Source organism: Ruminococcus sp. AM43-6 (assembly GCF_003461785.1).
GTDB lineage: Bacteria > Bacillota > Clostridia > Oscillospirales > Ruminococcaceae > Hominimerdicola > Hominimerdicola aceti.
Genome location: NZ_QTXU01000001.1, coordinates 341351 through 360545, shown reverse-complemented (window position 1 = coordinate 360545; position 19195 = coordinate 341351). Strand labels below are relative to the sequence as shown.

At 42.3% G+C, this 19195-nt stretch carries 15 protein-coding genes; 6 read left to right on the top strand and 9 right to left on the bottom strand.

Annotation, left to right across the window (positions count from 1 at the left end; genetic code table 11):
- Positions 1 to 5: 5 nt before the first annotated feature.
- Both DW938_RS01610 and DW938_RS01605 read left to right on the top strand, forming a co-directional pair.
- Positions 6 to 1736: a hypothetical protein gene (locus DW938_RS01610; RefSeq protein ID WP_118123707.1), complete on the top strand. Its 1731-nt coding sequence runs from the start codon at positions 6 to 8 to the stop codon at positions 1734 to 1736.
- On the top strand, positions 1733 to 5086 hold the full coding sequence (locus DW938_RS01605; protein WP_118123706.1) for a DUF4132 domain-containing protein: 3354 nt from the start codon (positions 1733 to 1735) through the stop codon (positions 5084 to 5086). The genes DW938_RS01610 and DW938_RS01605 overlap by 4 nt, the downstream gene beginning before the upstream one ends.
- A 44-nt stretch (positions 5087 to 5130) precedes the next feature.
- Here DW938_RS01605 and DW938_RS01600 read toward each other — a convergent pair whose 3' ends face one another.
- The 6 genes from DW938_RS01600 to DW938_RS01575 all read right to left on the bottom strand — a co-directional run bounded on the left by DW938_RS01600 (position 5131) and on the right by DW938_RS01575 (position 12579).
- Complete coding sequence (locus DW938_RS01600) at positions 5131 to 6498, bottom strand: MATE family efflux transporter (RefSeq protein ID WP_118123705.1); 1368 nt, start codon at positions 6496 to 6498, stop codon at positions 5131 to 5133.
- A 201-nt stretch (positions 6499 to 6699) separates the two neighbouring features.
- A complete protein-coding gene (gene ychF, locus DW938_RS01595; protein WP_118123704.1) occupies positions 6700 to 7794 on the bottom strand; it encodes a redox-regulated ATPase YchF in 1095 nt (364 codons plus the stop codon).
- An 18-nt stretch (positions 7795 to 7812) separates the two neighbouring features.
- The gene (locus tag DW938_RS01590; protein ID WP_117857687.1) at positions 7813 to 8070 is read right to left on the bottom strand and encodes a hypothetical protein; all 258 of its coding nucleotides are present in this window, start codon (positions 8068 to 8070) and stop codon (positions 7813 to 7815) included.
- A 14-nt stretch (positions 8071 to 8084) separates the two neighbouring features.
- Positions 8085 to 10892 carry an FtsX-like permease family protein gene (locus tag DW938_RS01585; RefSeq protein WP_181984341.1) on the bottom strand — a complete coding sequence of 936 codons (2808 nt, stop codon included), beginning with the start codon at positions 10890 to 10892 and terminating at the stop codon, positions 8085 to 8087.
- Positions 10893 to 10914: 22 nt separating this feature from the next.
- Positions 10915 to 11379 (bottom strand): hypothetical protein, encoded by a 465-nt coding sequence (locus DW938_RS01580; protein ID WP_046440515.1) that lies wholly within the window; start codon positions 11377 to 11379, stop codon positions 10915 to 10917.
- A 6-nt stretch (positions 11380 to 11385) separates the two neighbouring features.
- A complete protein-coding gene (locus tag DW938_RS01575) occupies positions 11386 to 12579 on the bottom strand; it encodes a PLP-dependent aminotransferase family protein (RefSeq protein ID WP_117958305.1) in 1194 nt (397 codons plus the stop codon).
- 223 nt (positions 12580 to 12802) lie between these two features.
- Here DW938_RS01575 and DW938_RS01570 point away from each other — a divergent pair, with 223 nt between their 5' ends.
- The 4 genes from DW938_RS01570 to DW938_RS01555 all read left to right on the top strand — a co-directional run bounded on the left by DW938_RS01570 (position 12803) and on the right by DW938_RS01555 (position 15996).
- On the top strand, positions 12803 to 14524 hold the full coding sequence (locus DW938_RS01570) for a polysaccharide biosynthesis protein (RefSeq protein WP_118123702.1): 1722 nt from the start codon (positions 12803 to 12805) through the stop codon (positions 14522 to 14524).
- 50 nt (positions 14525 to 14574) lie between these two features.
- On the top strand, positions 14575 to 15372 hold the full coding sequence (gene mazG / locus DW938_RS01565) for a nucleoside triphosphate pyrophosphohydrolase (RefSeq protein WP_118123701.1): 798 nt from the start codon (positions 14575 to 14577) through the stop codon (positions 15370 to 15372).
- Between the two features lie 24 nt (positions 15373 to 15396).
- On the top strand, positions 15397 to 15687 hold the full coding sequence (locus tag DW938_RS01560; RefSeq protein WP_256319968.1) for an HU family DNA-binding protein: 291 nt from the start codon (positions 15397 to 15399) through the stop codon (positions 15685 to 15687).
- Positions 15688 to 15753: 66 nt separating this feature from the next.
- A complete protein-coding gene (locus DW938_RS01555; RefSeq protein ID WP_118123700.1) occupies positions 15754 to 15996 on the top strand; it encodes an RNA-binding S4 domain-containing protein in 243 nt (80 codons plus the stop codon).
- Positions 15997 to 16040: 44 nt separating this feature from the next.
- Here DW938_RS01555 and DW938_RS01550 read toward each other — a convergent pair whose 3' ends face one another.
- From DW938_RS01550 to DW938_RS01540, 3 genes are all read right to left on the bottom strand, one after another.
- The gene (locus tag DW938_RS01550; protein WP_118123699.1) at positions 16041 to 17714 is read right to left on the bottom strand and encodes a DUF6583 family protein; all 1674 of its coding nucleotides are present in this window, start codon (positions 17712 to 17714) and stop codon (positions 16041 to 16043) included.
- Positions 17715 to 17873: 159 nt separating this feature from the next.
- Positions 17874 to 18713, bottom strand: a complete 840-nt coding sequence (locus DW938_RS01545) for a polysaccharide deacetylase family protein (protein WP_118123698.1) — start codon at positions 18711 to 18713, stop codon at positions 17874 to 17876.
- Positions 18714 to 18843: 130 nt separating this feature from the next.
- Positions 18844 to 19089 carry an IreB family regulatory phosphoprotein gene (locus DW938_RS01540; RefSeq protein ID WP_022288225.1) on the bottom strand — a complete coding sequence of 82 codons (246 nt, stop codon included), beginning with the start codon at positions 19087 to 19089 and terminating at the stop codon, positions 18844 to 18846.
- Positions 19090 to 19195: the final 106 nt, after the last annotated feature.

The following is a 19195-nucleotide window of genomic DNA, read 5'->3' as shown; positions in this document are numbered from 1 at the left end:
ACATCTTGGACGTAATCGATAAACAGCTTGCCATTGCAAACGAACAAACGCTTATTGAGCTTTCAAACAAGGGCATTTACAAACGTGCGTTGAAGGAATCCGAAAACATGACCCTTTCGGCTGAAAAAATCCATGAATGTTACATAGTAAAATTAGACGGTGAAACCTGCACCATAAAATCACCACTTGATGAAAGTCAATGCAGTTGTGTTTCAAGAGGAATGTGCAGGCACATTATCACAGCCATACTGCTTTTGAAAGCACAGCTTCCACCGTACGACGGCGAGGATATCACTCCAGAGGTCATAACCTCCGAGCCTGAACAAGCAGAAATTGAACTCCCCGACCAACCTGAAATAAATTCGCTTTCTCAGGATACCCAGAAAAAGATAAAAGAATGCGCCGAACAGTGCATAAAAATAATGTCCAGAATATTTACCCGAGGTCTTGTAAGAGCCGAAGAGAGCGACCCCGATAATTTTGAGCTTGCCGCAGTTTCCTGCCACGCTTTGAGAATGGCTGAGGCAGAAAGACAAATGCGTGAACTTGGCAGCCGACTTAAAGACTGTGTTTCAAGGCGAGCTTCATTCAGTCCGCAGGTATTCACTCACAAAATGTTTGAATATGCTGACAGCATGAACAAGCTTACAAAAGCCGACATCACAGAAGAAATGCTCGGCACCTTCCGCAGAGAATACACCGACTATGAGGGGTCGCTCCAACTCCTGCCTATAGGCACAAGAAATGTCAGTGGCGAATACACTGGCTGTATCTACTATTTTCTAAATAAAGACAGAACATCTCACCAGCGCTTTCTAACCTACAGCGATCTGCGCCCCACTTTCTATGAAAGAAAGTCAAGACGATTTGCCGAAAGCACAACTGTATGGGATCTTGACAGCTCTCTAAACAGCTATATGTGCACAGAGCTGAAGCTTAAAAACGCCAAGGTGAGCATGGGACATTTGTCCTCATCGTCAAAGACCAACGCCATAGGCGCAGGTCCTGCACAGCTAAACTGTTTTGCCCTCCGTGAGCTTATTGTCAGCGATTTCAAAAAGCTTGCGGAAAAGATCTCCGCAAACAAAAGCGACGAAGAAACAGACCGACTTTATTTTGTTCACCCCAAAGAGTGCGTCGCTTCATATTTTGACAAGCACACTCAACAGCAGATTTTTATTATAAAAGACGGCTGTGATAGACAAATATCTGTCACCGCAAAATACACAGCAGAAAATCGTGAATTTATTTCCACGCTTGAAACCATAGGTGGCAAAATGCTAAAAGAGAAGCACAAAAACTACGTCCTGCTGGCTCAGGGGTATATCGACCACGGCAGGCTAACACTTTTCCCAATAGAGGTCTATGATTTTATTGATCCGCCTGACAATGTTCATGTACCTGTCGAGAATGATATAGACCAAGACTATGGAATGTGTAGTGAGCTTCTTGACGCCACCGAAGAAACCGACAAGAGGATAGTCACGGCAATGGAGTGCGGAGTGAACTCTGTTATTGCAGACGAACACGCTCAAAGCATACGCCAATGCGGACTTGAAGAACTTGCAAAACGTTATGAATGCTTCACAAAGCTGTGCAAAAATGCAAGACACACCACCGCAGACAAAAGCCTTGATATCTTCACTGCCGCAGGCAACACAATGCGGTATATCAGACTTTGCACACAAAAATTAGCACTGTTCAGTGCGATAAATAATATGGAGGAGAAAAAATGATCTACAACGAAAGCACCAAAAGCTTTATAAAGCTTGAAACCGCCCTAAAGGAGCTTGGTTTTGACCAGCAGACCATAGACCTTGCCCTTGAATATCTTGACATCACAAAGCCTAGAAACAATGACCTGATGAGAAAAATTACAACAAGATACTATCCAAAACTCATGCAGTATAGTTATCGTGAAAAGCTTATCAAAGCTGTAAAAAGTGAGATATCAAATTCAGATAGTGAGGAGCTTAAAGACCGTTATATTATTTTCAGTTCAATGGCAACGGGTCCATATTTCCGATATATGACAGAAGCGCTGTCTGGCAATGCCTATATATATTCCGAAAACAAAGCCATGTATATGAAGCCGCTCACTGATTTTTATGGTGAGAACGCAGAAGCAGTCTGGATATCAACAGAGATATCACACAGATCAGATCAATCCATACACTACGTTTTCACTGTAAATCCTATCTATTCCGCAGATGTTGCTATAAGGACATTCAAATACGTTAGCCCTGACGATATCATAGCACAGCTTCTCCTATGCGTTTACGCATTGGACGCAACCGAGCTGCCTAAAAAGAGCCTGCTCGGCAAAACAAAAATTCCTGATACAGCCGCAATTGCCATAAAAAAGCTTTGCGAAGTGGTCGAAAAAAAGCCCCAAACAACTACAGCCGTTTTCTGTCTTTTTCTTGCCGCATATGCAGAAGCGTCATATTTTGCAAAAGAATATCGTGCATTTTTTGATAAGAACATTGTGAAATACTGCGACGATCTTACCCAAGGGCTGATATATATGAAGCTTTCCACCAACAGGATATTCGACCTTATCGAAGCTCAACCACAGTGTCTTACAGATAGATACATTCTGCACTTTGTCAAATTACCTGACAAAAACGGAAACTACCCTGTGCAAATGGTAAAGCTCGCAAAAGATCACCCCGATATCTTCATACAAACAATGAAGAACGCTCGCTTTGATCTAGGCATAATAATGGAGAAAATGCTCAAAGCCACTGACCCGAATTATGATGCAAAGGCAGTAGGTCTTAAAGCCGCCCAGCAGGAACATATCTCAAAAAATATAGCCGAGCATTTCAAACACCGTGACGAGATATACGCATATATCACAGGCAAAGCCGAATTAGACACCATACTCCCTTTTGCAGACGAAGAATCCTGTAATGGCGGACATCAGAATATGAATTATGTTGGCGAATATGGCGAGGACGATTTTATAATCCGCTGTATCGCCGCCCTTTCCATAGGTGCTACAAAGGATACGAACGACCCGCTCAAGCTTATAGACAGAGAACTTCAACATGATACCGAGTTCACCGTCCGTGCAATGATAAAAGCAGGACTGCCTATTGAGATAATCATACGGGCACTGGGCTGGCAGACAGAGAACTCTTACTTCAAAGAGGATATTATCAAAAAGATCACGGCTATCATGCCTGAATTTAAAGACAAAGCCGCCATTATCGACGTAAGTAAAATGGCTGTGTCCAGCCGACTTTTGTATATAAGGCTTCTTGATATCGCAGACAGCAACAAGTACAAAGACGAGTTTTTCAAACTTTGCGATGATAACAGCAAGGTGATAAAAGCAGAGCTTGTGAAAGTTATATCCGCCCACAAGGATTGGCACGATGATGTTTGCAAACTTCTTGCTCAGAAAAAATCAGCCAAGCGTGAAACTGCACTTATGATAATTGAAAATCAAGGAGCTGACGCCTACCGCACAGAGCTTGAAAAAGCCTATGCCACAGAAAAATCCGACAAACTCAAATCGAAAATATCTGAACTTTTGGGCAGCGAAGCAAAGCCTGCCGAAATATCAGATGAAGACCTTGTGACTGCGCTCACCAAAGGCACAAAAAGCAAGAAAGTTCTCTGGCTTTTTGAACAGCCTTTTGCACCTATTCACTTCACCGATGATACAGTCGCAGAGGATATCTATTTGCAGGCTCTCCTGCTAGCATATGCAAATGCCAACGAGGGTACTCTCCCACCCGAGGGCAAGACACTTGCCCAGAAGCTCAAAGCTGACGAGCTTGAAACATTCGCCCTTGAAGTCCTGAGCCGCTGGCTTGAAAAAGGTGCAGAAGCGAAAACAAAGTGGACAATGTATTTTGCGGCCATTTACGGCGGTGATGAAGCAATAAATTGCCTGACGGATTACATAAAAGAATGGTCGAAACAGTCATTAAATATGCGTGTTGCCCTTGCGGTTAAAGCCGTCAATGCCGTAGCTCTGAACGGCAGTTCCTATGCACTTATGACTGTAGACAATATTTCAAGAAAATATAAGAGTCGTGCAGTCAGAGCTGCCGCAGTTGACGCACTTGCCAATGCCGCTAAACAGCTTGGCTTGACAACGCAGGAGCTTGCGGACAAGATAGTACCTGACATGGGCTTTGACGAGAAAATGTGCCGCACCTTTGATTTTGGAAGCAGAAAATTCTCCGTTTATCTCACTCCACAGCTTGATATAGAAATATTCGAGGGTGAGAAAAAGCTTAAAAATCTCCCTAAAATAGGCGTTAATGACGACCCTGCCCTCGCAGAAAAGGCTACTGCTGATTTCAAGGAAATGAAAAAACAAATGAAAACTGTTATTGGCGCACAGAAACAGCGTCTTGAATATGTGCTTATGCTTGACCGTAAGTGGACAGCAGAAGCTTGGAAAGCTCTCTTTGTAAAAAATCCTCTCATGCACTGCTTTGCGATAGGTCTTATATGGGGCATATACGAAAACGGTAGCCTTAAAACTGCGTTCCGTTATCTTGACGACGGCAGCTTTACAAACTCAAATGATGAGGAAATAATGCTGTCCGAGGGTATGCAGATAGGGCTTGTTCACCCGTTGGAGCTTACTGAACATGAAAAAGAAGCTTGGCTGGAACAGCTTGATGATTACGAGATAATACAGCCATTCGACCAGCTAAGAAGAAAGGTATACAAAGTAGCGGAAATCGATAAGAATAAGACCGCCTGCGAGATCTTCAAGAATACCGAGATAACGAACACCACTCTAGTCAACCGCATGACCAAAGCAGGCTGGTATAAAGGTCAGGCACAGGACGCAGGCTTTTTCTATGAGTTCATAAGAAATGATATCTCAGGCAAGGAGAAAGATCCCGACGGCAAGCTCGTCAACATAGGCATGACCGCTGAGCTTAAATTCTCAGGAACATACATCGGCTATTACGAGATAGAGGACGTGACCGTGGAAGAGCTTTACTTCCGACTTCCCGACGCTGCATCCAATGACAACATGAAACTTGGCGATGTCAATCCAAGATACTACAGCGAAGTTGTCTTACAACTTAAAAAAGCTATAAACAAGTAGGCATAACAAAAGGCAGTTCTGATTTTTTCAGAGCTGCCTTTTACTTATTTATTTTCCACAGGAAGTCCGTGATCTCCTGCAATGTGTCTGCCTGCCTTGTTCACACAATATATGCAAACAGGAACTATGTACAAACAAGCCGCTATCCATGCCGCCTGATCTGTGAAGCAGATTGCAAGATAACCGAATTTCGGCACAAATATCATACTTACAGAAATTCGAGCTATCATTTCCGTCACTCCTGAGAATATAGCAAGTCCAGAATATCCAAGACCCTGCGTACACATTCTGCAAGTGTTGAGTATACCTAGCGTCCAATAGAAAAAGCCTGCGTAGAAAAGATATTTGGCTGAAGCAGTAAGCACTGCTGCGTCTGACTTATTAACAAAGATAAGCGAAAGCTCTCTGCCGAAGAATATAAGTACAATACCGGCTATTACTCCATATGTCATGCCAACGCCAACTCCAATGCGTATACCCTTTTTGATACGCTTGAGATTTCCTGCACCGAGATTTTGACTTGCAAAAACAGATGCACCTGTTGCAAAAGCGTCATAAGGACACATTGTGAACTGCTTTATCCTCGCCGCAGCGGTGAATCCTGACACATAAATGCTTCCAAGCTTATTGTTAGCCGACTGCATAACCATTGAGCCGATAGCCGTTATGGAATATTGAAGTCCCATAGGAAAGCCCATTATTATAAGGTTTAGCACCGCAGGCTTTGACATCACTCTGTCCTCTTTGGTAAGTTTCAGCACTCTGACCTTTTTCATAATAAATATAGCACATAGTATTCCGCTTATCGCCTGAGCAACGACCGTAGCGATAGCCGCACCCATGCAGCCCCACCTGAACACGATAACACACACAAGGTCAAGTGCAATGTTCAAAACCGTTGATATAGCAAGAAATACAAATGGCGTTTTGCTGTCGCCAACAGAACGCAATACGCTTGAAAGCAGGTTATACAAAAGTGTGAACGGTATGCCAAGAAATATCACCAGAAGATATTTATATGCGTCATCAAAAATATTCGACGGAGTTGAAAGAAGCTTCAATATCTCACTACAAAGCACCGCACAAATTGTGGTCAATACAAACGCAGTAACGGCGGTTATAACAATAGAATTGTAAAAATACTGTTTCAGCTTTTTTATGTCCCCTGCTCCGAAATGCCTTGCAATAGGCACGCCAAAGCCGCAGGCTGTTCCCATGCAGAAACCAAGCACCAAAAACTGCACACTGCTTGAAGCTCCGACACTTGCAAGAGCGTCAGAACCAAGAAATCTTCCCACGATAGCAGCGTCAATAAGATTATATGTCTGCTGCAACAAATTTCCTAAAAGCAGAGGAAGCGCAAAGCTCATTATAAGCTTGAACGGACTGCCCGTTGTCATGTTTTTTGTCATTACTTTTCCTCCAAAAATCTAACTATTACATTTATCATCTTTAATTTTTACTATCACATTCTATCATCAATATATGAAAAAATCTATAACACAAATTAAATTTACTTTTGTGATTTTAAACAAATATAATAACAAAAAACATACATATTGCACATAAAAAAAGGCAAGCATATTTCAGCCTGCCTTTGTGTAGCTTACGCTTTATACGTTAAATCTGAACAGAACGATATCGCCGTCCTGCATAACGTAATCCTTACCCTCAAGACGAACAAGACCCTTTTCCTTAGCCGCCGTCATAGAGCCACAGCTCATAAGATCGTCAAATGAAACAACTTCAGCTCTGATGAAGCCCTTTTCAAAGTCAGTGTGTATCTTTCCTGCCGCCTGTGGAGCTTTAGTTCCCTTTTTGATAGTCCAAGCTCTTACCTCAGGTTCGCCTGCTGTCAGGTATGAAATAAGACCAAGAAGCGAATAGCCCTCCTTGATTATTCTGTTAAGACCTGAAGTTTCAAGACCGAGGTCTGCAAGAAACATTTCCTTGTCCTCATCGTCCATGTCAGATATCTCAGCCTCTATCTGCGCGCATATCGGGAACACAGCCGAGCCTTCGGCTTTTGCGATCTCGCAAACTTCCTTGTAATGCTCGTTGCTTTCGATATTGTTTCTGAAATCATCTTCGCAAAGGTTAGCCGCATAGATAACAGGCTTAAGTGAAAGAAGCGGTGTTTCTTTAAGTATCTCCAGCTCGTCCTCTGTCATGTCATAAGAACGTGCAGGCTTGCCGCTTTCAAGATGCTCTTTGAGCTTTTCAAGGAACTCTACCGCAGCAGCCAATGACTTGTCGCCTTTCATTGCCTTTTTAGTTCTGTCAAGCTTTCTCTCGATAAGCTCAACGTCAGAGAAAATAAGCTCCAAATCTATAGTTTCAATGTCTCTGCGAGGATTGATAGAGCCGTCAACATGAATGATGTTAGGGTCGTCAAAACATCTTACAACGTGAACGATAGCGTCCACCTCTCTTATGTTTGAAAGAAATTTGTTTCCAAGTCCCTCACCCTTTGAAGCACCCTTTACAAGACCTGCAATGTCAACAAATTCAAGTGTTGCAGGAGTAAACTTTACAGGGTGATACATCTCAGCCAGCTTGTCAAGTCTTTCATCAGGCACCGAAACAATGCCCACATTCGGTTCGATCGTGCAAAACGGATAATTTGCAGATTCTGCACCCGCATTTGTGAGTGCATTAAAAAGTGTTGATTTTCCTACGTTAGGAAGTCCTACCATGCCAAGTTTCATATCAATATACGCCTTTCGTTAAAATTTTACGCCATCATGGTCAAAATCATCTTCATCATCATCAAAGTCATAATCATCATAATACTCTTCAGGGTCAAAATGATCGTTACAGCCACCCTTGTCTATCTTGTTGTTACAACCGATAGTAACGCCTTTCTTGATAGGCGAAACAAACAGACCAATTATAACGCCAAGGAGAAAAAGTGCAAGACCTTTCCAAAAATAGCTTACTGTGCAGTTATTTTCAGTATCGCAGTTTTCTTCAAAAATATCCATAATAATACCTCCGTCTATTCTACTGATTTTAAAGATTCTACCATATCTATCTTTTTAAGCTTGAAATGAAGAACCAAATTAACTATAAATGCAAATGCCAATGTGAGCAATGCACCAAGCACATACGCCCACCAAACAAGCTGTCTGTTGAACAGCACAAGATCGACCTCAGAAGTTATCACAACAAAATAGTGCAGTATCTTTCCTGCCGCAAGACCCACGATAATTCCCACAAGCGTCGATATCAGATTTTCTCTGTAAATATATGCTGAAGTCTCACCGTCATAGAATCCAAGCACTTTTATTGTCGCTATCTCACGAACACGCTCAGTTATGTTTATGTTTGCCAAATTGTAAAGCACCACAAACGCCAAGCCTCCCGCGCAAACGATGAGCAAAATAACGATAGCGTCAAGGCTGTCCACAGAATTAAGGAAACCTCTGCTTGAATCATTTTTAAAGCTTATTCCATAAAACTCATCATTTGCAATAAGCTGTTCCTTGAAAGAGTTTTCATCAGTGTTTTTCTTTAGGTCAATAAAAGAAAGATTATAAACAGGTTTCTCACCGTATACACTTTCAAAATCATCAGGGGTGATGTAAATATAATGCAAAGCATAGTTCTTGCTTACTCCGCCTATCTTGAACTCTTTCTCCTCATGACCACTGAGCTTTATAGTAATAGTGTCACCCGTTTTCAGGTCAAGAAGCTTTGCAAGCTTTTGTGTTATGATAACAGAACCGCTTTTCACTTCAAGGTTTGATCCATTCTCAGCAGATACAAGATCGATATAATCTCCCATATTTTCAGGAGCTTTCGGCACGATCATAGAAACAGACTGGTTTTCGCTTTCATTTTCTGCAATGCCATCTGTACTCTGCATAAGCATAGATTTGTCTACCTGTGCGATACTGCTTATCTTGTCCTCCAATTGTTTCTCGTCAAAATCAGCTGAATTAAGTACCGCAATACCATCATACAGAAATATCTCATTGAATTGCTTTTCGGCAATAGTCTTTATAGAATATTTCAAACCAAAACCCGTGACTATCAGCGCCGTACAGCCTGCCACTCCCACGATCGTCATAAAGAAACGCTTTTTATATCTCAGCAAATTTCTCACAGTGACCTTTGCAAGAAAGTCAAGCCGATTCCATATAAGATCCACACGCTCCAACAAAACACGCCTGCCATTCTGCGGTGGCTTTGGACGCATAAGCTGTGACGGCTGTGACTTAAGCTCTTTGATACAAGCATAAAGCACCGCCGAGCAAGTGCAAATAACCGACACCACCAAGCAAAGCACCATATAAACAGGCTTGAACGGTGTGTCAATATCAGGAATGTTATATAAAATATTATAGCAACTATAAATTATCTTCGGAAAGATCTGCAATCCAACAACAACGCCTATGCAGCTTCCTGCTGATGCCGCTGTTGCTGCATAGAAAAGATACTTTCCGGCTATTCTTGCCCCACTGTATCCTAAAGCCTTGTATGTACCTATCTGCGTTCTCTGTTCCTCTACCATTCTAGTCATTGTGGTCAGGCACACAAGCGCCGCCACAAGAATAAAGAACACAGGAAACACCTTTGCGATAGAGTCGACCTTCTGAGCGTCCCCATAAAAGGAACTATAATCAGAGCTAGCCTCAAATCTGTCATACTGATAGAATATAGGCGTTTTCACGGCTTCAAGTTCTTTTTTCGCTCCGGCTATCTCATCTTCTGCCGCCGCAAGCTGACCATTATATTCATCAAAAGCCGCCGTACTTCCTGTCTTTTTGTCTTCAAGAAGCTTTCCTGCCACTTCTTCAAGCTGTTGTGCTTTTAAAAGCTGTGACCTTGCAAGATACTTTGCACTAGAACCACTCTGTTCAGCCTTATCATAAGCCTCCTGAGCTTCCTCAACCGACTTCTGCGCCGTTGCCAAAAGCTCCGTAAGCTGATTTTCGTCACAGGCAAGCGCCTGTTTCAAGATGTCAACTTTCTCCTGAGCGACCTCAATACTGTCCTGAGCGTCACCGCTTAGTTTTTCAAACCTTGCGTTCACACTGTCCTCAAAAAACTCCACCGCCTGAACGCTCTTATCTTTCACAGCCTGCTTGTACTCGTCGGAAAACGGGTCAAGCTCGTCAGTGCCTTTGAATTTCACATAAAGCTCAGTGTAATAATCGCACACAAACTCGCTCTCAGGCACAAAAACGTTGCTTACCACAGTTCCGTTGCCCACTGTGGTCGCATCACGCTCATAGCCGATATAAAGCGGTGAAGCCACAATACCTACTATCCTGTATGTGTCAGTTGCCAAAGTATCAGTTATATTTTTTGACGAGTCAGGCTCGTCGATCTTTATCTCTCCGCCCACCTTAAAGGTGTCAGGCGAACTCATTTTTACCTCTACTGCGCACTCACCCTTTTTTTCAGGCAACCTGCCCTCTAGTAAAACAGGCTTATCAAGATTATTAGGGCTGTTCTCATCAACAACATTGTTGAAGGACATGAATTTCAGCACAAGGTTTTGATTTTCATGATAATAGAAAACGTCCTTAGAATATCCCGCCATAACGCCCTGAACATCATCAGCTTTTTTCACAGCCTCAACGTCCTCAGACTTAACGCCTATAGACGACATTAACTTAATATCCATAAGTCTGTTATCACTGAAATATTTCTCCGCCGTGTCTATCATATCAGGCATAGTCGCCTTGATACCAGAGAAAAATCCACAGCCAAGAAGAACTATCAGAAAAATAGAGAGAAATCTGCCCAACGAGTGCCTTATCTCTCTGACAGTATCCTTTTTCAATGCACTTTTCATGACAGACCTCCCCTTTTTAATATCATTCTTCCCCGTCACTATCCGAAAAATCATCAAGACCTATCCTGCCCGATAGAATAAAATAAACAATCGCTGCAAGGACAAAAACGACAGGAGCAAAAATTATAATAGCTTTTTTAGCCCACTCAACCCCCAACGCTCCCGCAAGCATAAGACCCAGCACTCCTGAGATATCAAAAAACAAGATACAAAAATACGTCCTAAGTGCCGATACCGCAGGTGCAGTGTCCCCATCGGGGTCAGCTTTATCACTGAAAATATTTATCCTGCCTGCTGAAAACACAAGCAGAATAAACACCGCCATAGCAAGAAGACTCAGCACAAGATCCACCACATAAGGCTTTGTCCTGCCTGCCGTCATGCCCACTATCAGCACAAAGCAATCACACCCCATGCAGAACATTAGAGCCGCCGTATTTACCACCGTAAGCACAAGCTGAAAAGGCGTAAAAGGAACTTTTTTCATTTTATCTTAATCGCCGAACATTTCCTTAGAAAGCTTGCCAAGCTTCTCACAGCCGTCAATTATCTGTTTGTCTGTAGGAGTTGAGAAGTTCAATCTGAATGAAGCTGTCTTGTCAGACTCGCTTACCATGAAAGCATTGCCCGGAACAACGGCTACCTTATATTCTGCAACAGCCTTTTTGCAGAAACCAGTCATGTCACTGCCCTCCGGAAGAGTACACCAAATGAACAGACCGCCCTCAGGTCTTGTGAACTTGATCTGTGAAGAGAAATTCTTCTCGATCTGCTCTATCATAAGTTCGAGCTTATGCTTGTAGATCACTCTCAGCGAAGCAAGATGCGCTTCGATATCATTTTCCTTCATGAAGTTATAAGCCAGCATCTGCGCCCAGATGTTTGTATGTACGTCAGCCACCTGCTTGCAGACAACTATCTTTCCGATTATCTCCTTTGGAGCGGAAATGTAGCCAACTCTGATACCAGGAGCAAGTATCTTTGAGAATGTTCTTGAATACATAACAAGACCGTCCTTGTCCATGCTCTTGATAGACGGGATAGCCTCACCCTTTATTCTCAGGTCGCCGTATGGGTTATCTTCAAGTATCATAACACTGTACTTCTTAGCAAGCTCGTAGATAGCCTTTCTCTTTTCAAGAGAAGTTGTAAGACCAGTAGGGTTCTGGAAGTTAGAGATAATGTAGAATACCTTTACCTTGCCTGTAGCGAAAGCCTCTTCAAGCTCTTTCAGGTCAACTCCGTCTTCATGAAGCGTGATACCCTTAAGCTCAACATTGTAAGACTTGAATGCATTAAGTGAGCCTATAAAGCTTGGAGCTTCACAGCAAAGAACGTCGCCTGGGTCGCAGAGAACTTTACAAGCAAGCTCGTTAGCCTGCTGAGCACCGCTTGTGATGATAAGATCATCTCTCTCAGGATCAAATTCACCCTTCTTTTCAAGCTCTTTCTTAAGGAGATCTCTCAGCGGAGTGTATCCCTCTGTAAGGCTGTACTGGAGTGCGCCGATAGGATTTTCCTTGAATATCTCTTCTGATATCCTATTAAGCTCGTCCACAGGGAATGCCTCAGGAGAAGGATTGCCTGCCGCAAATGAAATTACCTCTGGGTCAGAAGTAAATTTAAGTATCTCTCTGATAGCAGAAGCCTGCAAATGAGAAACCTTTTCTGAAAACTTATAAGTCATGACTTTTTTACCTCTTTTTCTTAAAAATACATAATATGATTATATCACATTTTTCCTATAAAATAAAGTGTTTACGCAAACTTTTTTTAGTATTAGCACCCTAAGCTCTATTTTTGTGCAATTTAAACAACTGCATATCCACCTGACATATGGACAAACCGTAATAAAACCCACCTTAACAGCATAAGATCATATAAAAACAAGTCAGAAAGCAGGTTGACAGATGAAAAGACAAGGCTTTATAAAAGGCTCAGCAATATTGCTTGCAATGGTTCTGATAACAAAAATTCTGGGACTTCTCTATAAGATACCTCTTACCAATCTTCTGGGCGGCACAGGCATGGGATATTTTGCTTCAGCATTCTCAGTTTTCACACCAGTTTTCGCCATAGTCGTTTCAGGTATCCCCTCGACAATGGCACGCCTCACCGCCGAAAACTATGCCCTTGAACGCTTTTCAAATATGCGTCATACCAAGCGAACTGCATTTTTTCTTTTCACGATCATCAGCGCAGCCGCTGCTGCAGTAATGATACTCACCTCAGATTTTCTGTCACGCAATGTAGTCGGCGAGCCAAGTACAAAATATGCTCTCATGTGCGTTGCCCCATCTATTATTTTCTGTACCATTATGTCAGTGGAACGCGGTTACTGTGAGGGCTTGCAGAATATGATACCGACCGCTGTATCAGAAGTGATAGAAACCCTTTTCAAACTTATCCTAGGTCTTGGTTTCGCCTACGGACTAATGTATCATATCTCCGATATGTATGATAAAACAGGCATGATATTCGGCACAGCCTATGAAAACTCACGTCAGGCAGCCTCCGCCGCACTTCCATTTATAGCTGCCGCAGCTATCCTAGGTTCGTCCATAGCCTCTGCGATTGCCTGTCTGTATATTCTCATATCAGGCAAGATCAAAGGCGACAGCGTAACAAAGCATATGCTTCAAAAAGATACCATAACAGACCCCACAGGAGCAACAGCCAAAAAGCTTGTCGTCTGCTGTCTTCCGATCGCACTTATCTCAGTGATAATGACCTTTGCCAACATGATAGATATGCTCACTGTCAATCCGTGTATCAAAACCGCCATGAAAGCTTCTCCACACACATTTGACAGCCTGCTTTCTGACAAGCTCACCACCGATATGCTCCCGAACTTCATCTACGGCTCTTATACTGGTCTTGCCGTAACAGTTTTCGGTCTTGTTCCGACCCTCACCGCAATGTTTGGCAAAAGCATACTCCCCTCACTTGCCGAAAGCTGTGCCAAAAACGATAAAAAAGCCATGCAGTCAGGCCTTACAAAAATGCTCATCGTCACCAGTATCATAGCCATACCCGCAGGCATGGGCATAGCAGTTTTGTCAGAACCTATCCTGCGTTTTCTTTTCGGAGGCCGTGAAACTGAGATACAGGTCTGTATAATGCCAATGTCCATACTAGGAATAGCAGTAATATTCCTTGCCATAGCAACTCCCTGCTTTTCTATCCTGCAAACCCTCGGAAAACCTCACAAAGCCATAATAATTATGTTGGCAGGTGGAATTATCAAGCTATTTCTGAACATTATACTTATAAGACAGCCCATAATAAATATATCAGGAGCAGCTATTTCTACTCTTGTTTCAGAGGTTTTCATATGCGTCCTATCCGTACGCTCAGTTTGCAAAATGACGGATCTAAAACCAAAAGTGAGCGAAATTTTCGTAAAGCCCACCTACGCCGCTATTATGTGCGGTGTGACAGCCGTTTTGTCACACGAAACACTTACGAAAATAGCCCATTTGCAAATAAATCATAGATTTGTGACCCTTTTTTCTATAGGAATTGGTAGCACAATGTACTTTTTTTGTTTATATTTATTGTGCGAAACGCCGAAAAATATTGTAAATTACATATTTTCAAAAAAAAAATCCGCAAAACCCTTGAAATTTTGAGCAAAATGGTTTATTATTAATAAGCACCCTTTTGGAAAGGTAATGATGTAATGAGCGATAAAATTAAGGAATTGCTTGCTAAAGACAGCTTTGATATCAATGATCTTGCGGATATCGTGGTAATTCTCAGAAGCGAGAACGGCTGCCCGTGGGATAAGGTCCAGACCCATAAGTCTATCAAGAAAGATTTTCTTGAAGAAGTCTATGAGGTCATGGAAGCAATTGACTGTGACTCTCCTGAAATGATGAGAGAAGAACTTGGCGACGTTCTTTTGCAGGTGGTTTTCCATACAGTTATCGAGACTGAAAACAACAATTTCAGACTTGACGATGTGATAACCGATATCTGTAAAAAGCTTATCATCAGACACCCACACGTTTTCGGAAGCGTAGAAGCTGACAACGTTGAAACAGTGCTTAAAAATTGGGACACTATCAAGAAAGAAACCAAGGGACAGGAAACTTATTCCGATACCCTTAAAAGCGTCCCAAAGAACTTTCCTGCACTTATGAGAGCTCAGAAGTTAAGCAAACGTGCCGCAAGAGCAGGTGTCGAGTATGACAATGCTCATGATATCAGCGCACTTGAAAATGCTGTTAAGGCTCTTGAAAACAGTGCTGACAGTGATAAAGCCGTAGCTGCAAAACAGCTTGGTGAGATAATGTTCACTTGTGCTTCACTTGCAAGAAAGCTTGACCTTGACGCTGAAGAAGTGCTGACGGATACAAATAATAATTATATCGAAAAGTTTGAGAAAACAGAAAATGCTGTAAGGCAAAACGGGCAGGATATGACCGCCCTGAGCATAAATGAGCTTGACGCTTATTGGCGAGAGCAAAATGAATGAATAACTTTATTCGTTAAAAATAATTTGGAGGTAAAAACAATGACAAAGGCAGAACTGATCAATCTTATCGCAGAAAAGGGCGATTATTCAAAGAAGGACGCTGAGAAGGCACTTACAACTGTTATTGATTCTGTATCAGAGACACTTGCTAACGGCGAGAAGATCTCACTGGTAGGTTTCGGTACGTTCGAGGTTAGAGAGAGAGCTGAAAAGACAGCTATCAATCCTCGTACAAAGGAGCAGATCACTGTTGCAGCTAAGAAAGTTCCTGCATTCAAGGCAGGCAAGGCTCTTAAGGACGCTGTAAACAAGTAATCTAAAGCTTATGCCACTCAGACCTAGCCTGCGGGTTAGGTCTTTTTTACTACAAAGGAGGAAAATATGCGGCTTGATAAATACCTGAAAGTCACAAGACTTATTAAACGACGTACCATTGCAAACGAAGCTTGCGATGCAGGCAAGGTGCTTGTGAACGATAAGATTGCAAGAGCTTCATATGACGTGAAAGTTGGCGACATTATCACCATAAATATGGGTCAGAAGCCTGTCAAGGTGGAAGTTCTCAATGTCACCGAGTATGTAAAAAAAGAAGAAGCAACCGAGAATTATCGTGTTATCAGCTAAAAAAAAGAGGACCGCTCAATGCGATCCTCTTAATTTTTTATCTATTATGCATTTGCGCTCAGATCATAATCTGACAGATCAATATCAGAGAGATCGTAGTCATCATAATCATCATAATCACCATAGTCATCATAATCCGACTCAAGATCACCCTCTGCATTTACAAGCATATTGTAGACCTCGTCACCAAGAACTTTCTTTACATTAGCAACAAATCCATCACTGTCACAGCCTGCAAGGTATGTATTCATCTGATCGTCATTTGTGACGTCATAGATCTTGTCACCTGACGGAACAGTGATGTCAGAAGCCTCTGTCTTATTTCCTGTAACTGACATTGTAACAAACTGCTTGCCGTTCATGCCAAACTCAACAGAAAGGTCAAGCTTGTCAGCAGTTGAAGCAGAAGCAAGCTCTACCCAGCCTGATACAGCCTGAGAATCAGATGTACCATTCACATCAAATCTGATAGTACCTGAGAATGCGTCACCCTCTTCTTTAAGGTCTTTGAGAGTCACCTCAGCTTCCATTGTGTCAAAGTTTATGCTCGGTGAAACTGCCATGGTAGGCTCAAGGGAAAGTCCACCGTCAGCAGAAGTCTTGTCAGCGTCTATATCTGAATCAGCTGCAGTTTCCATTTTCATTGTGAACTTGCCATTTGTAACACCGTCAACAGTATTTGCAGAACCCTTGAATGATGCACTGCCCTCACTGCCCATGTTAAGGCTAAAATCAACAGCCACAACGTCGTCCTTAAGAATGGTGTAAAGAGTTGCACCCTCGCCGTCTTTTTCAAAGCTAAAGCCCGCAAGGTCGTCACCGCTGTAGTAAGCGTCAAATTTTACAGTTTCGTCAAGATTATCGCTTGCAAAAAGTGAATCCATAGAATCAGCATACTGTGAGATTATCTCATCATATGACATACCAAGCTCTTCAGCAACACCTGACTTGCTGAACATATCTTTAAGCGTAGCGTCGTCCTTAGCCTTGTCAAGAACAGCCTTAAGAGCAGCCTTTACATCATTGCCTGAGATAGTGTATTCCTTAGTTGTATAGCTGTACTCGTTTCCGTCAATGTCACCAGTCTTTTTCTCGCCGTCAACAGGCTTAGGGAAAGAGTCCTCCATAACCTTCTTGTATTCCTCCAGATCCTTTTCAAGTGCGTCAGTATCAAAATCAACATCAGCGCCCTCAGCAGAATCAAAGAGAGAATCAAGGTCAATGCCCTGTGAAGAAAGCTCACTGCCTACCTTGTCTTTAAGGCTGTCAACGTTAACCATAAGATAAGCGTCAGAAAGCTCAGGTATCTGAACATAAGCCGACTTGTTATCTCTGGAATATATAGCATTAGCAGACACAAGATTATTTCCGCCATATGTTAGCGAAACATCTGCTGCAGTGTTGCTTCCCTTCTGCTTTGTAACAGTTGTCACAGAAATAGGCTGTAAGCTGACACCTGCCTGCTCTGTGAAGCCCTCACCGAATGAAACAGTAGCCGTTGCGTTGTAGGCAAAATCAAGTTCGCCCTTGATAGCCTTTTCAGCCGTGCCAAGAGTGTTGTTTATATTATCTGCCACCTGAGTAAGCTTAGCCTTTCCGCCCTCAGTTTTACCATCATTACTGTCTTTATTTACAAAATAATAGCCAAGACCTGAGCCAACTATGCTAAGACCCAAAACGCCTGCCAATACAGGTGTAAGCACTTTATTTTTTACCATTTTATTTCCTCCTTAAAGAAACTCATGTTTCTGTTCGTATTTAAAATATAACATACTTTTAACAATTTGTCAATAGACTAACATATTACAAATCAGCTACAAATGTCCCTAAAATAACAAAAAGAGAGGCACAAGGCCTCTCTTCATCATATTCTCTTATCAGCCAAATTCAAATCCGCCAGCCCTCACTCTGTCGATAAAGTCCCCGAGGATATCAGTATTGGTTTTCGATACCGAGTGAAGCAAATAAATAGCCCCCGGGTGAGCCGAATTCACAAGCTTTTCAAGTGCCTGCCCTTCATCAGGCTGATCGTTCACGTCCCAATCAGCGTAAGCAAAGCTCCAAAGCTCAGTCTTATAACCGCAATTTGCCGTCACTCCAAGAGAGAACTCCGAAAACTCGCCCATAGGCGGTCTGAACACTGTCATGGTATAATCATAGTTATCCTCCATATACTTATGGAAATCCTTTATCTCCGACTCACATTCCGCCTGTCCAAGCGTCGGCATAGAATAATGGTGTACCGAATGATTTCCCACAATATGCCCCTCGTCTATCATACGCTTCACAAGCTCAGGATTTTTCTCTGCATAATCCTGCAAAAGAAAAAACGTCGCCTTGACCTTTTTCTCTTTCAGCACATCGAGAATCTTTTCAGTGTATCCGTTCTCATAACCCTGATCAAAGGTCAGATATATCTTGTCATCATTATTTATAGCCTTTGCGTTAAGCTTGCCGTATTGTGCATTAAAATCAAGCGCACCAGTCGTCCTGTTCTTTTCATCCACAAGAACGCCTTGACCATATCCGACCTTGTCATGTGAAAGCCCCAAAAGATCTATCTTTTCCTTTGCGGTTTTCTTTCCCACAGCCACAGGCTCAATGACCGCCGAGCTTGTTCCCTCTGACGAATTTTCCTCACGCATTATCACTGTCCTGCCACAAGCACTGAGTGCAACAACTGCACAAATAAGTGCCATGCAATTTCTTATCTTCATATGAAGCCCTCCGTTTTCTTATCATCTTATACTATTATGTTCAGAAAACGGCTTTATACAAAAATACGTTTCAGGTAAATTCTGACGTAAAACAAAAAAGGCGGTAAAAACTACCGCCTTTAAATATCAGTTATGACTCAAGATAGGACTTCACCAATGCCTGCAAAAGTTCATCTCTGTCAATATGACGAATAAGACTTCTGGCATTATTGTATGTTGTTATGTAGGTCGGGTCCTCAGAAAGAATATAACCTACGATCTGATTAATAGGATTATAGCCCTTCTCTTTCAGAGCGTCATATATAATTGTAAGTGTCTTTTTCAGCTCAGCCTCCTTGTCGTGCTGTACTGAAAATTCCATAGTTTGTTCGTGCATTATGCTCAGCCCCTTTGCAATGTATTAATATCAGCAATACGCCTGATATTATTATACTCCATTTGTTTCAAAATAACAAGTCAAAAAGCAAAATTTATGCACATTA